At 73.3% G+C, this 12,360-nt stretch carries 14 protein-coding genes; 6 read left to right on the forward strand and 8 right to left on the reverse strand.

The annotated features are described in order from the left end of the window. Position 1: 1 nt before the first annotated feature. From I4Q55_RS14515 to I4Q55_RS14530, 4 genes are all read left to right on the forward strand, one after another. A complete protein-coding gene (locus I4Q55_RS14515) occupies positions 2 to 547 on the forward strand; it encodes a molybdenum cofactor guanylyltransferase (protein WP_206788231.1) in 546 nt (181 codons plus the stop codon). Between the two features lie 198 nt (positions 548 to 745). Continuing rightward, positions 746 to 1,819, forward strand: a complete 1,074-nt coding sequence (locus I4Q55_RS14520; RefSeq protein WP_206788232.1) for a MoxR family ATPase — start codon at positions 746 to 748, stop codon at positions 1,817 to 1,819. Between the two features lie 7 nt (positions 1,820 to 1,826). After that, the gene (locus tag I4Q55_RS14525; RefSeq protein ID WP_206788233.1) at positions 1,827 to 2,771 is read left to right on the forward strand and encodes a DUF58 domain-containing protein; all 945 of its coding nucleotides are present in this window, start codon (positions 1,827 to 1,829) and stop codon (positions 2,769 to 2,771) included. A 73-nt stretch (positions 2,772 to 2,844) separates the two neighbouring features. Then, positions 2,845 to 3,825: a VWA domain-containing protein gene (locus I4Q55_RS14530; protein WP_206788234.1), complete on the forward strand. Its 981-nt coding sequence runs from the start codon at positions 2,845 to 2,847 to the stop codon at positions 3,823 to 3,825. A gap of 1 nt (position 3,826) precedes the next feature. Here the strand turns inward: I4Q55_RS14530 and I4Q55_RS14535 are convergent, their stop codons facing one another. From I4Q55_RS14535 to I4Q55_RS14570, 8 genes are all read right to left on the reverse strand, one after another. Continuing rightward, positions 3,827 to 4,336 carry a hypothetical protein gene (locus tag I4Q55_RS14535; RefSeq protein WP_206788235.1) on the reverse strand — a complete coding sequence of 170 codons (510 nt, stop codon included), beginning with the start codon at positions 4,334 to 4,336 and terminating at the stop codon, positions 3,827 to 3,829. A 9-nt stretch (positions 4,337 to 4,345) separates the two neighbouring features. After that, positions 4,346 to 4,801, reverse strand: coding sequence for a tRNA (cytidine(34)-2'-O)-methyltransferase (locus tag I4Q55_RS14540; RefSeq protein ID WP_206788238.1), 456 nt, complete (start codon positions 4,799 to 4,801; stop codon positions 4,346 to 4,348). Positions 4,802 to 4,805: 4 nt separating this feature from the next. Continuing rightward, positions 4,806 to 5,228, reverse strand: a complete 423-nt coding sequence (locus tag I4Q55_RS14545) for a thioesterase family protein (protein ID WP_206788240.1) — start codon at positions 5,226 to 5,228, stop codon at positions 4,806 to 4,808. A gap of 15 nt (positions 5,229 to 5,243) precedes the next feature. Next, positions 5,244 to 6,188, reverse strand: coding sequence for a TAXI family TRAP transporter solute-binding subunit (locus I4Q55_RS14550; protein WP_206788242.1), 945 nt, complete (start codon positions 6,186 to 6,188; stop codon positions 5,244 to 5,246). Beyond that, complete coding sequence (locus I4Q55_RS14555) at positions 6,185 to 7,579, reverse strand: HAMP domain-containing sensor histidine kinase (RefSeq protein WP_206788244.1); 1,395 nt, start codon at positions 7,577 to 7,579, stop codon at positions 6,185 to 6,187. Before I4Q55_RS14555 ends, I4Q55_RS14550 begins: the two co-directional genes overlap by 4 nt. A 3-nt stretch (positions 7,580 to 7,582) precedes the next feature. Beyond that, positions 7,583 to 8,251, reverse strand: coding sequence for a response regulator transcription factor (locus I4Q55_RS14560; RefSeq protein ID WP_206788246.1), 669 nt, complete (start codon positions 8,249 to 8,251; stop codon positions 7,583 to 7,585). An 8-nt stretch (positions 8,252 to 8,259) separates the two neighbouring features. After that, complete coding sequence (locus I4Q55_RS14565; RefSeq protein WP_206788248.1) at positions 8,260 to 9,570, reverse strand: MFS transporter; 1,311 nt, start codon at positions 9,568 to 9,570, stop codon at positions 8,260 to 8,262. 80 nt (positions 9,571 to 9,650) lie between these two features. Continuing rightward, positions 9,651 to 10,214 (reverse strand): hypothetical protein, encoded by a 564-nt coding sequence (locus I4Q55_RS14570; RefSeq protein WP_206788250.1) that lies wholly within the window; start codon positions 10,212 to 10,214, stop codon positions 9,651 to 9,653. Between the two features lie 157 nt (positions 10,215 to 10,371). Between I4Q55_RS14570 and I4Q55_RS14575 the strand changes: the two genes are divergently transcribed. Then, on the forward strand, positions 10,372 to 11,427 hold the full coding sequence (locus I4Q55_RS14575) for a sensor histidine kinase (protein WP_206788252.1): 1,056 nt from the start codon (positions 10,372 to 10,374) through the stop codon (positions 11,425 to 11,427). Further along, complete coding sequence (locus I4Q55_RS14580) at positions 11,424 to 12,050, forward strand: response regulator transcription factor (protein ID WP_206788254.1); 627 nt, start codon at positions 11,424 to 11,426, stop codon at positions 12,048 to 12,050. Before I4Q55_RS14575 ends, I4Q55_RS14580 begins: the two co-directional genes overlap by 4 nt. Positions 12,051 to 12,360: the final 310 nt, after the last annotated feature.

Genomic DNA, 12,360 nt, shown 5'->3' on the forward strand with positions numbered 1-12,360 from the left:
GGTGCGCTACGCGGGGATCGTGGTGGCCGGGGGTTCGGCCCGCAGGCTGTCCGGTGTGGACAAGCCGGCCCTCTCGGTGGGCGGCAAGCCGTTGCTGGCCCGCGCGATCCACGCCCTGGACGGTGCCGAGCGGGTGATCGCGGTCGGCCCCCGGCGGCCCGGCTTCGACGTGCTGTGGACCCGCGAGCCGGTGCCCGGCACCGGCCCGGTGGCGGCGCTGGCGGCGGGCCTGGCGTTCGTGCCCGAAGACGTCGAGGCGGTCGTGGTGCTGGCCGCCGATCTCCCGGGCGTCCGCCGGTCCACAGTGGACAGGCTGCTGGCGGCGCTCGGCGACGGCGACGGCGCTGTCCTGGTGGACGCCGCGGGGAAGCGGCAGTGGCTGCTGGGCGCCTGGCGGGCCGCGGCGCTGCGGGCCGCGCTGCCGGAGCAGGTGGAGAACGCGGCGTTGCGCCGGGTCCTGGGCGGGCTGGCGGTCGCCGAGGTCCCGGCGGAACGCGGCGAAGCGGAGGACATCGACACGCCCGAGGACCTCGAACGGCATCGCTGAGCCGGCCGGGTGCGGGTGCGGGCCGGCCGGGGGCCGGACAGGGGCTTCACAGGTGCCACACCGCTGACCGTGTTGGCTGATCGTGGGCCAGGTGCGTGGCGTCCGCGTGCCGGATGCGACGGACGACCGGGGGCGCAGTACGGTCGCACCGCGTGATCACCGTCGCGGGGGCGGCGCACGAGAATTCGAGGAGGCAGAGTGACCGAGCCCGGCTACGCCGAGGGCGGGAACGGGCAGCAGCCCGCGACGCCGGCCCGGGACGCCCAGTTGCTGGAGCGGACCGTGTTCGAGGTCAAGCGGATCATCGTCGGCCAGGACCGCCTGGTCGAGCGGATGCTGGTCGGCCTGCTGGCCAAGGGCCACCTGCTGCTCGAAGGCGTGCCCGGCGTGGCGAAGACCCTGGCCGTGGAGACGTTCGCGCGGGTCGTCGGCGGCTCGTTCTCCCGCGTCCAGTTCACCCCCGACCTGGTGCCCGCCGACATCCTCGGCACCCGCATCTACCGCCAGGGCGCCGAGCGCTTCGACGTCGAGCTCGGCCCGGTCGTCGCCAACTTCGTGCTCGCCGACGAGATCAACCGCGCGCCCGCCAAGGTCCAGTCGGCGATGCTCGAGGTGATGGCCGAGCGGCACGTGTCGATCGGCGGCCAGACGTTCCCGATGCCCGACCCGTTCCTCGTGCTCGCCACGCAGAACCCGATCGAGAACGAGGGCGTGTACCCGCTGCCGGAAGCCCAGCGCGACCGGTTCCTGTTCAAGATCGTCGTCGAGTACCCCTCCGCCGAGGAGGAGCGCGAGATCATCTACCGGATGGGCGTCGCCCCGCCCACCCCGCACGAGGTGCTCAGCCCCGGCGAGCTGGTCCGGCTGCAGGGCGTCGCGTCGCAGGTGTTCGTGCACCACGCGCTCGTCGACTACGTCGTCCGGCTCGTGCTGACCACCCGGACGCCGAACGAGCACGGCCTCGCCGACGTCGCCGGCTGGGTCTCCTACGGCGCCTCGCCGCGCGCGAGCCTCGGCATCATCGCCGCCGCCCGCGCGCTGGCCCTGGTCCGCGGCCGCGACTACGTGCTGCCCCAGGACGTCGTCGACGTCGTCCCGGACGTGCTGCGCCACCGGCTCGTGCTGTCCTACGACGCGCTGGCCGACGGCGTCCCGATCGACCACATCATCACCCGCGTGCTGCAGACCGTGCCGCTGCCGCAGGTCTCGGCCCGGCCGCAGGGCGGGGCCGGCCAGGGCGGCCCGGTCCCGGCGGGCGCGCCGGTCAGGTAACCCGGCGATGGCGAAGAACGAGAAGGGCGACCGCCCCTCGTGGGCGCCGCCGGTCCTGCGCGGCGACCGCCTGGAAGCCGGGCTCCGGACGTTGGAGCTCGACGTCCGCCGCCGGCTCGACGGGCTGCTGCAGGGCAACCACCTCGGCCTGGTGCCGGGGCCGGGCTCCGAGCCCGGCGAGGCCCGCCCGTACCAACCCGGCGACGACGTGCGCCGGATGGACTGGGCGGTCACCGCCCGCACCACGACCCCGCACATCCGCGAGACCGTGGCCGACCGCGAGCTGGAGACGTGGGTGGTCGCCGACCTGTCGGCGAGCCTCGACTTCGGCACCGCGCTGTGCGAGAAGCGCGACCTGGTGGTCTGCGCCGTCGCGGCGGTCGCGCACCTCACCGGAGGCGGCGGCAACCGGATCGGCGCGCTGGTCTCCACCGGCGCCGACACCACCCGCATCCCGGCCCGCGGCGGCCTCGCGCACGCCCGCGGGCTGGTGCGCAAGCTCGCCGAGACACCGCGCGCGGCCGAGGGCACCCGGGGCGACTTCGCCACCGCCCTCGAAGCGCTGCGCCGTCCGCCGCGCCGCCGTGGCCTGGCCGTGGTGATCTCCGACTTCCTGGGTGACACGTCCTGGGAGCGGCCGCTGCGGGCGCTGGGCGGGCGCCACGAACTGATCGCGATCGAAGTCCTCGACCCGCGCGACGTCGACCTGCCCGAGGTGGGCACCGTCGTGCTGGCCGACCCGGAGACAGGGAAACAGCGCGAAGTGCACGCTTCGGCCTTGCTGCGCAAGGAGTTCGGGGCCGCGGCCCACGCCCACCGGCAGAAGGTGGCGGCCGGCCTGCGGCGCGCGGGCGCGGCCCACCTGACGCTGCGCACGGACGCCGACTGGATCGCCGACATGGTGCGGTTCGTCGTCGCCCGCAAGCGCCGCTGGTCGGGGGGTGTCGCGTGAGGGAGCTTGCGACCGAACCATTCAACACTGCGTTTCCGGCTCAGGCGGCGCCGAGCGTCAGCGAGGTGTGCGCGTGAGTCTGACGGGGTTCGCCTCTCCGTGGTGGTTCCTGCTGCTGATCGCGGTCGCCGCGGTCGCGGTCGGGTACGTGCTCGCCCAGCGGGCGCGCCGGAAGCGGACCATGCGGTTCGCCAACCTGGACCTCCTCGAGAAGGTCGCGCCGAAGAGCCAGGGCTGGGTCCGGCACGTGCCGGCCGTGCTCATCGTGCTGTCCCTACTGCTGCTCACCGTGGCGCTGGCCGGGCCGACCGCCGAGCAGAAGGTGCCGCGCAACCGGGCCACCGTGATGCTGGTGATCGACGTGTCGCTGTCGATGGAAGCCACCGATGTCGCGCCGACGCGGCTGCAGGCGGCCCAGGAGGCGGCGACGAGCTTCGCGCGGAACATGACGCCGGGGATCAACCTGGGGCTGATCTCGTTCGCGGGCACGGCGACGGTGCTGGTCAACCCGACCACCGACCGCAACGGCGTGATCAAGGCGATCGAGAACCTGAAGCTGGCCCAGTCGACGGCGACCGGCGAAGGCATCTTCGCGGCGCTGCAGTCGGTGGAGAGCTTCTCCAGTGTCGTCGGCGGCGCCGACGGGCCACCGCCGGCCCGGATCGTGCTGATGTCGGACGGGAAGCAGACGGTCCCGGAGGACCTGTACGCGTCCCGCGGCGGGTACACCGCGGCGCAGGCGGCGAAGCAGGCCGGCGTGCCGATCTCGTCGATCTCGTTCGGCACCACCCACGGTTCGGTCGACATCGACGGCAAGGCCCAGCCGGTGAGCGTGGACGACGAGTCCCTGCGCGAAATCGCCCGGCTCTCCGGCGGCGACTTCTACAAGGCGGCGAGCGCCGAGGAGCTGAAGAAAGTCTACGCGGACCTCGGCGAGCAGATCGGCTACGAGCTGAAGGACGCCGACGCGAGCAAGCCGTGGGTCGTGGTGGGCACGCTGATCCTCATGCTGGGCGCGGCGGCGAGTCTCTTCTTCGGGCAGAGACTGCCGTGAGTCAGGCTCGGCGGACGCCGTAGAGGCTTCCGCCGAGCAGGGTCACCCCGGACAGCGTGCCGCTGACGAACGGCACCCACGCCGCGGCGCTCCCGAGCAGGGCGAGCCCGACGACGCCGAGCACGGTCAGGACCACGCCGACCACGAGGATCGACCGGGTCTTCCACGCCGAGGCGAGCGCGACGAAGTGCAGGCCGACGATCGTGGCGATCCAGGCGACGTTGGCCTGCACCGGCGCGTCCAGCAGGCTCAGCACGAAGAACCCGGCGACGAGCAGCACGACCTCGCCGACGACGATGACGCGGTAGCTCGGCCCGAACATCGGCCGGCCGTCCAGGGTCGGCCGGCCGCCCGCGCGGATGCCGAGGACGATCACCGCCGCCAGGGCGAGCACGGCGAGGGCGCGCAGCACCCAGCCGAGTACCGCGGGGAGCGGGTCACCGGAGTTGACGAGGACGAAGACCGTGCCGAACGCGGCGCCGATGAGCGCCCCCAGGAACTGCTGTCGCATCCGGTGAACCTACCGGAAGCCGTTTTGGCGCCACGCTTCGTAGACGGTGATGGCCGCGGTGTTGGCCAGGTTGAGCGAGCGGTTGGACGGCCGCATCGGCAGCCGGACCCGCTCGGTGACCTCGGGTGCTTCCTGAACCTCGACGGGCAAGCCCACCGATTCCGGCCCGAACATCAGGACGTCGCCCGGCGCGTAGGCGACGTCGGTGTACAGCCGCGTCGCCGAGGCGGTGAACGCGTAGACCTTGGCCGGCAGCAGCACTTCCCAGGCCGCGGCCAGCGAGGCGTGGACGTGGACGCGCGCCAGGTCGTGGTAGTCGAGCCCGGCGCGGCGCAGCTGCTTGTCCGCCAAGGTGAAGCCGAGCGGCTCGACCAGGTGCAGTTCGCAGCCGGTGTTCGCGGCCAGGCGAATCGCGTTGCCGGTGTTGGGCGGGATTTCCGGCCGGTAGAAGAGAACGCGGAACACGGGCTCAGTCCCCGAGCAGGGTCGCGTAGACCTTGCGGACCGCGTCGGGCGGCGCCTGCGGCCGCAGCGTGGCCGGGTCGATGAAGACGTACCGGATGGTCGCGGCCGCGATCGGGGTCTCGCCGCGGTGGATTTCGAAGTCGAAGATCAGCGACGTCGTGCCGAGGTGGTTCAGGTACTGGGCGACGACCAGTTCGTCGTCGTAGCGGGCGGGGGAGCGGAACTTGAGGTTCGCCTCGGCGACCACGACGTCGGTGCCGTGGGCGAGGAACTCGTCGTGCGAGCCGAACAGCGTCTTCTCCGCCTCGAAGGAGCACATGTCCACATAGGCCAGGTAGTGGGCGTTGAAGACGATGCCCTGCCCGTCGCACTCGTGGTAGCGCACGCGCAGCGGCATCTCGGCGATCGGGCGGCGAGGTGCGGTCACGCGCCTTAATCTAGTTCAGCCGTGCAGGGCCCGGTACGCGGCCGCCGCGCCCGGCTGCAGCGGCACCGGCTGTGTCCCGATCAGCGTGCGCACGTCGAGGAACTGCGTACCCACCGCCTCGGCCGGCACCAGCGCGGTGGCGCGTTCGACGAGCAGCCGGACCACCGCCGCGGCGACGTCGTCGGGCAGGGAAGGGGCGCACACCAGCAGGTTCGCCACGCCGATCGTGCTCAGCGCGCCCACTCCGCGGTACGCGCCGTCGGGGACCTGGACCTGGTCGTACACCGGGCCGTACGCCGCGCGCAGGGCCGGGACCACCGAGTCCAGCGGCAGCAGCGCGATCGGCGTCGTCCGGTTCAGCTCGGTCAGTTTCGGGGTCGGGACACCACCCGACCACAGCATCGCGTCGACGCGGTGGCCGGCCAGGGCGCGGACCGCGTCGTCGAACAGCAGGTTCCGGGCGGCCACCGCGACACCCGCCTTGGCGAACAGGCGCTCGCCGAGCTGGGCCGCGCCGGAACCGCTCGCGCCCAGGGACACCGCGCGCCCGGCGAGGTCGGCGAGCTTCCGCACCGGCCCGTCCGCCCGCACGACCAGCTGCAGGTAGTTCTCGTACACGCGGCCGAGCGCGCGCAGCGGCACCTTCCCGGCGAACGGCGGGCCGCCGCCGAGCGCGGTCTGGGCGACGTCGGCGAGCACCAGCCCGAGGTCGGCCTGTCCCCGCTGCACCAGCCCGACGTTGGCGACGCTCGCCTCGGTCGGCACGGCGGTGGCGTGCAGCAGCGGTTCCGCGCGGTTCAGCTCGGCCGACAGCAGCTCGGCGAAGGCCAGGTAGAACCCGCCGCGCTCGCCGGCGGCGATGGTCAGCGGGCGCTCCGGGCCTCGGTATCCCGACGTCGAGCACCCGGCCAGCGCGAGGCCGAGGCCGCCGAGCAGGGCCGTGCGGCGGGTGAGCGTCATCCCGGCACCTCCCGCAACGGCAGCGTGACGCGGACTTCGAGACCGTGCGGGTCGGCCTGCCGCAGTTCCAGGACGCCGCCGCGGGTGCGGACCTGCTGGTGGGCGATGGCCAGGCCGAGGCCGGTGCCGCGCGGGGCACCCTCGCCACCGGCGCGCCAGAAGCGTTCGGTCGCCCGTGCTCTGTCCTCTTCGGACAGTCCAGGGCCGTCGTCGGCGACGACGAGCGTGGCCGTCGAGGCACCGCTTTCCCAGTCCGTGGTGATCTTCGCGCCGCGGCCGGCGTAGTGGACGGCGTTGTCCAGCAGCACGTCGAGGATCTGCGCGAGCTCGCCCTCCGGGCAGCGGACGGTCACCGGCTCGTCGTGGCCGGGCGGCGGCACGATCGTCGAACCGGCGTCCTCGGCGGCCGGCCGCCAGGCGTCGACGCGCTCGGCGAGCACGGACGCCAGGTCGCACGCCTCGTCCGCGCCCCCGGCCGCGACGCGCGTGGCGGTGCTTTCGGCCAGCGCGAGCGCGAGCAGGCCGTCCAGCAGCTTCTCCAGGCGTTCGACCTCGGCGACGGTCGCCCGGTAGGTGGTGTCGTCGCCCTCGATGCGCCCGGCCAGGGAGTCGACGCGCAGGCGCAGCGCCGCCATCGGGTTCCGCAGCTGGTGCGAGGCGTCGGCGACCAGCCGGTGCTGCTGCTCGGCCGCTTCCAGCACGGCCTCGGACATCCGGTTGACCTCCGCCGCCAGCGACCGCAGCTCGCGCGGCCCGGCGCGTTCGGGGACGTGCGCGCGGTGCCCGCCGGCCACCGCGAGCACGCCGGTTTCGAGCTCGTGCAGCGGCCGCACCATCCACCTGGCCAGCACCACGGCGAGCAGCACGAACACCATCGCGACCAGGAGCGCGCCGGCCCCGATCGTGCCCCAGCGGGTGGCGACGTCCGCGGCCGCCGCCGTCACCGACGCGCGCAGCACGACCACCCCGGACACGCGCGTGCCGGTGCCGACCGGGCGGGCGAAGTAGGCCGGTTCGGCCGACCACGGGTCGAGCCGGTCCACCCGCGGCGCCGGTTCGTTGCGCATCGCCGCCTCGACCAGCGCGCGCACGGCCGGGTCGCCCGCGGTCAGGCCGCCCGCCTGCACCAGCGGGAGCCGGCGGGCGTCGACGATGACGACGCCTTCGCCGTACAGCTCGGCGTAGCGCGCCGCGTCGGCCGCGACGGCCGCCGGGGCGCGGGTGTCGACGGCCTGCTGGGCGAGCACGACGAACCGGTCGACGTCGGCGGTGCGGGAGATGACCAGCTGCTGGGTGCGCTGCTCGGCGGTGGCGGTCAGCAGCGGCACGGCGAACGCGGCGACCACCGCGAGGGCGAGGGCCACCAGGACCACGAGCAGCCGGGCGCGCACGGGTCAGTCCCGGCCGAGCCGGTAGCCGAAGCCGCGGATCGTGGTGAGCAGGCCCGGCCGGTCGAGCTTGCCGCGCAGGCCGGTCAGGTGGACGTCGAGCGAGCGCGACACCGCGAGGTAGGCGTCGCCCCAGACCTCGTCCATCAGCTGCTGGCGGCTGACCGCGGTGCCGGGGCGCGCGGCCAGCACGGCGAGGATCTCGAACTCCTTGGTGGTGAGCCCGACGTCGTGCCCGGCGACCAGGACCCGGCGCGCGCCGAGGTCGATCTCGACGTCTTCGACGCGCACGACGTCGCCCGCCGGGGTGGCCCGGGCGACCGCGCGCCGCACGACGGCGTCCATCCGGGCCAGCAGCTCGGCCAGCCGCACCGGCTTGGTGAGGTAGTCGTCGGCGCCGAGCCGCAGCCCGCGCACCACGGACCGTTCGTCGCCGCGGGCGGTCAGCACGATCACCGGGACCGGCGAGACGGCCCGGATCTTGCGGAGGACGTCGAGGCCGTCGAGGTCGGGCAGGCCCAGGTCCAGCAGGACCAGGTCGGCCGCGCGGTGGTGGTGCAGCGCGTCGGCCCCGCGGGCGACGCTGGTGACGGGATGACCGCGCGCGTGCAGCGACTCGGCGAGCGCGCCGGCGACACCCGCGTCGTCTTCGACGAGGAGCACGCGCACGGTCATCCCCTTCGTCAGCGCTTCTCCAGCTCGGAGGTCTTGGAGGTTTCCCGCATTGTGCCGTAGACGATCAGCGACACCAGGACACAGCCCGCGACGTACCAGAAGAACACCGTTTCGTGCCCGGCGCTCTTGAGCGCCTGCGCGATCAGCTCGGCGGTGCCGCCGAAGATCGCCACGGTCAGCGCGTACGGCAGGCCGACGCCGAGGGCGCGGATCTTCGTCGGGAAGAGCTCGGCCTTCACGATCGCGTTGATCGAGGTGTACCCGGCGACGATGACGAGGCCCGCCAGCACGAGGAAGAACGCGCCGACGGGGTTGCGGGTCGAGCCCATCACCGTCATCAGCGGGACGGTGAGCAGCGTGCCGCCGATGCCGAAGAACAGCAGCAGCGGACGCCGGCCGATCCGGTCGGACAGCCGCCCGAACACCGGCTGCAGGACCGCGGCAACGAGGATCGCGCAGAACAGCACGATGGTGACCTGCCGGCGCGGGATGTGCGCGGTGTTCTCCAGGAACTTCTGGCTGTAGGTGGCGAAGGTGTAGAAGCCGACCGTGCCGCCGAGGGTCAGGCCGACGACGAGCGCGATCTCCTTCGGGTACTTGACCAGCGCGCGCAGGGTGCCGCGTTCGCCCTTGTCTTCCTTCGCTTCGCGCCGGTAGCTCTCGGACTCCTCCATCCCGCGCCGCAGCCACATGACGATGAGCGCGGCGAAGGTGCCGACGACGAACGCGATCCGCCAGCCCCACGACGTCAGCTGCTGCTCGGTGAGGATCGCCTGCAGGATCAGCTGGAGGCCCAGCGCCAGCAGCTGGCCGCCGTAGAGCGTCACGTACTGGAAGCTGGAGTAGAAGCCGCGCTTGCCGGGAGTGGCCACTTCGGACAGGTAGGTCGCCGAGGTGGAGTACTCGCCGCCGACCGACAGGCCCTGGATCAGCCGGGCGGTGAGCAGCAGGATCGGCGCGGCGATCCCGATGGTGTGGTAACTCGGCGTGACGGCGATGAGCAGCGAGCCACCCGCCATGAGGGTCACCGAGAGCACCAGCGCGCTGCGGCGGCCGAACCGGTCGGCGAACCGGCCGAGCATCCAGCCGCCCAGCGGCCGCATGAGGAACCCGACGGCGAACACGGCCGCGGTCCCGAGGAAGGCGGCCGTGGTGTCGGACGTGGGGAAGAAGGACTTGGCGAAGTAGGTGGTGAACGCCGCGTAGGCGTACCAGTCGTACCACTCGACCAAGTTGCCGATCGAGCCGCGCAGCACGTTGCCGATCACGCGCTTCTCGCTGACGGCGGCCGGGGTGGGGCTGTTGAGCCGGGTTGTCATCGTCGACCTCCTGTGTTGCGACTCACGGTGACCAACGGGAGGAGGCGCGGCAAGGCGGGGAGGCAGTTCCTAACACCGGCTTAGGACGGTCGCGGCGCCGGCTCATCGGTCGTGACGGCGCAGGCCAGCCACACCAGCGCCCCGCCGGCCACGACGTGCACGACGCTGGTGACCGGGGTGTCCGGCAGCCGGGCCGCGACCGCCAGCACGGGCAGCACCACGAGGTACGCCACCGCCGGGACGCGGGGGTGGATCCCGGCGCGCAGCAGGGACACCCCGAACAGCACCGCGCCGGCGGCGAAGACCAGCGCGCTGCCCAGCAGGGCCACCATGGTCGGGCCCCTCAGCAGTTCTCCGACCACCGCGTCGTCGAGGAAGAACAGGGCCAGGTTCAGGGTGAACGCCGCACCGCCGAACAGGCCGAGACCGACCGCGTTCACCGTGTAGGCGACGGCGCCGAACGCGCCGGCCGCCGTGGCCTGCCGTAGGTGGAGCACAGTCAGCAGCGGGATGGCGAACGCCGGGGACAGGCCGAGCACGAAGCTCGTCGGCGCGGTTTCGCCGGCGAACGCCTCGATCAGGCCGGGCACGGCGATGGCGAGGCCGGCGAGCACACCGCACCAGGCGCCCAGTCGGGTCAACATGGGGAATCTCCTTGGGACGTAAGAGTTTCCCCGAACGGTAGGAACGGTGACCGGGACGCGGGAAGTGCCGGCCGGCCAGTGACCGCGTGGCCGCCCGGCACGTGCCGTTCGGCCGGAGTGCGGTCCCCGTGGCGGCGAACGGCCGTAGGCTCGGGTGATGGTGACGCGGATCGTGCCGTGGGTTTCCGGTGCCGTGTACGGGATCGTGCTGCTGGCCGGGTTGTACTACGTGTTCGCCGGCCTCGGCCCGGCGAACACGGCGCGGCTCGCCGGCTTCGTCGCCGGGATCGGTGCGTTGTTCGTGCTGGAGGCGGTCGAGCGGCGCGTGGCACGGATGCCCGTCGCGTTCCTCGCCGGGCGGCTGGTGCTGTTCTTCGCGGTCGCCGCGCTGGACGAGTCGGGGCTGTCGCGGGTGCTGTTCGTCCTGGTGCCGTTCGCCGCGTACCTCACGTTCGGGCGCGCGGCCGGGCTCGTGCTCGGCGGGCTTTGCCTCGCGTTGCTCGTCGGCGGGTTCGCGGTGTGGGTGCCCGGCTGGTACACCGACACCAGCTACGTGTCCGACGTGCTCATGTTCACCCTGGGGCTGGTGCTGGCACTCGCGATGGCCGACGTCGCGGTCCGGGAGCGCCGAGCCGCCTTGCGGGTCGCGGAGCTGTCCGCCGAGGCAGAACGCAACCGGCTGGCCCGCGACATCCACGACAGCCTCGGCCACCACCTGACCGCCGTCTCCATCCAGCTGGAGAAGGTGGCCGCGTTCGCCGACCGGGACCCCGCCGTCGCCGGCCAGGCGCTGGCCGACGCGCGCCGCTCGGTGGGGCACGCACTGGAGGACGTCCGGACCTCGGTCGGCACGCTGCGGGGCGGCGGGCGTTCCCTGGTCGGCGCGCTCACCGAGCTGGGCGTGGCGCTCGACGTGCACGGCGAGGAACCCGCCCTCGACCCCGCGACGGTCACCACCCTCTACCGGGCCGCGCAGGAGGCGGTCACGAACGCACGCCGGCACGGCGGAGCCGCTCAGGTGCGGGTTTCGGTCACCTTCGGCGCCGTGACGAGCCTGGTCGTCACCGACGACGGCCGCGGTTTCGACACCGGCGAGCCGCGGTCCGGATTCGGCCTGCTCAGCCTGCGCGAACGCGCCGCGCTCGTCGGCGGCACCGTGACCGTGGACAGCGAGCCGGGGACCGGCACGAGGGTCACGGTGACCGTGCCGTGAGTGTCCGGGTGCTCGTGGTCGACGACCAGCGGCTGGTCCGCGAGGGCATCGCGTCCCTGCTGGACATCCAGGCCGGGATCTCGGTGGTCGGCACGGCGGCCACCGGCCGGGAGGCGATCGAGCGGACCCTGGCGCTCGGCCCGGACGTGGTGCTGATGGACGTGCGGATGCCGGAGATGGACGGCGTCGACGCGGTCGCCGTGCTGCGCCGCCGCGTCCCGGGCTGCCGCGTGGTGATGCTGACGACGTTCGACGACGAAGAGTACGTCGTGCAGGCGCTGCGGGCCGGCGCGGCCGGCTATCTGCTGAAGGACCTCCCGGCGGCGGAACTGGCCGAATCGGTCCGGCTGGCGCACGCCGGCGTCACCCAGCTCGACCAGGCGGCGGCCCGGCACGTCGCCGCGGCGCTGTCGGCACACCCGGCTGCCCCGGACGTCCTGACCGGCCGGGAGACGGAGGTGCTGCGCATGGTCGCGACCGGGGCGACGAACCGGGAGATCGCGAAGAAGCTGTTCCTCAGCGAGGGCACGGTGAAGAACCACATCTCCCGGATCCTCGGCCGCCTCGGCCTGCGCGACCGCACGCAGGCGGCCGTCTACGCCCGCGACCGCGGCCTCATCTGAGCCGGCTCGGCCAAGGGCGGGACACGCGCTGCCCGCCACAAGTCCTTGTCGATTGCCTGGCCGGCGGGCCACTCGTACGACAGCTCGTAGCGGTCGGCCGCGAGCACCATGTCGGTCATCCGGCCTTCGCTGCGTAGCACGTCGACGGCTTCGCGGACCGGAGGTCGTGACGGGGTGGTGGATCCCCGACACCGGCGGCAACCCCTGTGTCGCGACTCACGGTGACCAACCAGCGGGTAACCAGCAAGGTCGGGAGTCAGTTCCCGACACCGGCTCAGGACGGTCGCCGGTACCGGGCGCGGGTGCGCGA

The organism is Amycolatopsis sp. MtRt-6 (genome assembly GCF_017308975.1).
In the GTDB taxonomy this organism is placed as follows: Bacteria; Actinomycetota; Actinomycetes; order Mycobacteriales; family Pseudonocardiaceae; genus Amycolatopsis.

What these genes read in the sequence shown, in the direction of transcription:
- I4Q55_RS14525 (WP_206788233.1), top strand. Translation starts at nt 1,827, where the DNA reads ATGGCGAAGAACGAGAAGGGCGACCGCCCCTCGTGGGCGCCGCCGGTC.
- I4Q55_RS14535 (WP_206788235.1), bottom strand. Translation starts at nt 4,336, where the DNA reads ATGCGACAGCAGTTCCTGGGGGCGCTCATCGGCGCCGCGTTCGGCACG.
- I4Q55_RS14550 (WP_206788242.1), bottom strand. Translation starts at nt 6,188, where the DNA reads ATGACGCTCACCCGCCGCACGGCCCTGCTCGGCGGCCTCGGCCTCGCG.
- I4Q55_RS14560 (WP_206788246.1), bottom strand. Translation starts at nt 8,251, where the DNA reads ATGACCGTGCGCGTGCTCCTCGTCGAAGACGACGCGGGTGTCGCCGGC.
- I4Q55_RS14565 (WP_206788248.1), bottom strand. Translation starts at nt 9,570, where the DNA reads ATGACAACCCGGCTCAACAGCCCCACCCCGGCCGCCGTCAGCGAGAAG.
- I4Q55_RS14570 (WP_206788250.1), bottom strand. Translation starts at nt 10,214, where the DNA reads ATGTTGACCCGACTGGGCGCCTGGTGCGGTGTGCTCGCCGGCCTCGCC.
- I4Q55_RS14575 (WP_206788252.1), top strand. Translation starts at nt 10,372, where the DNA reads ATGGTGACGCGGATCGTGCCGTGGGTTTCCGGTGCCGTGTACGGGATC.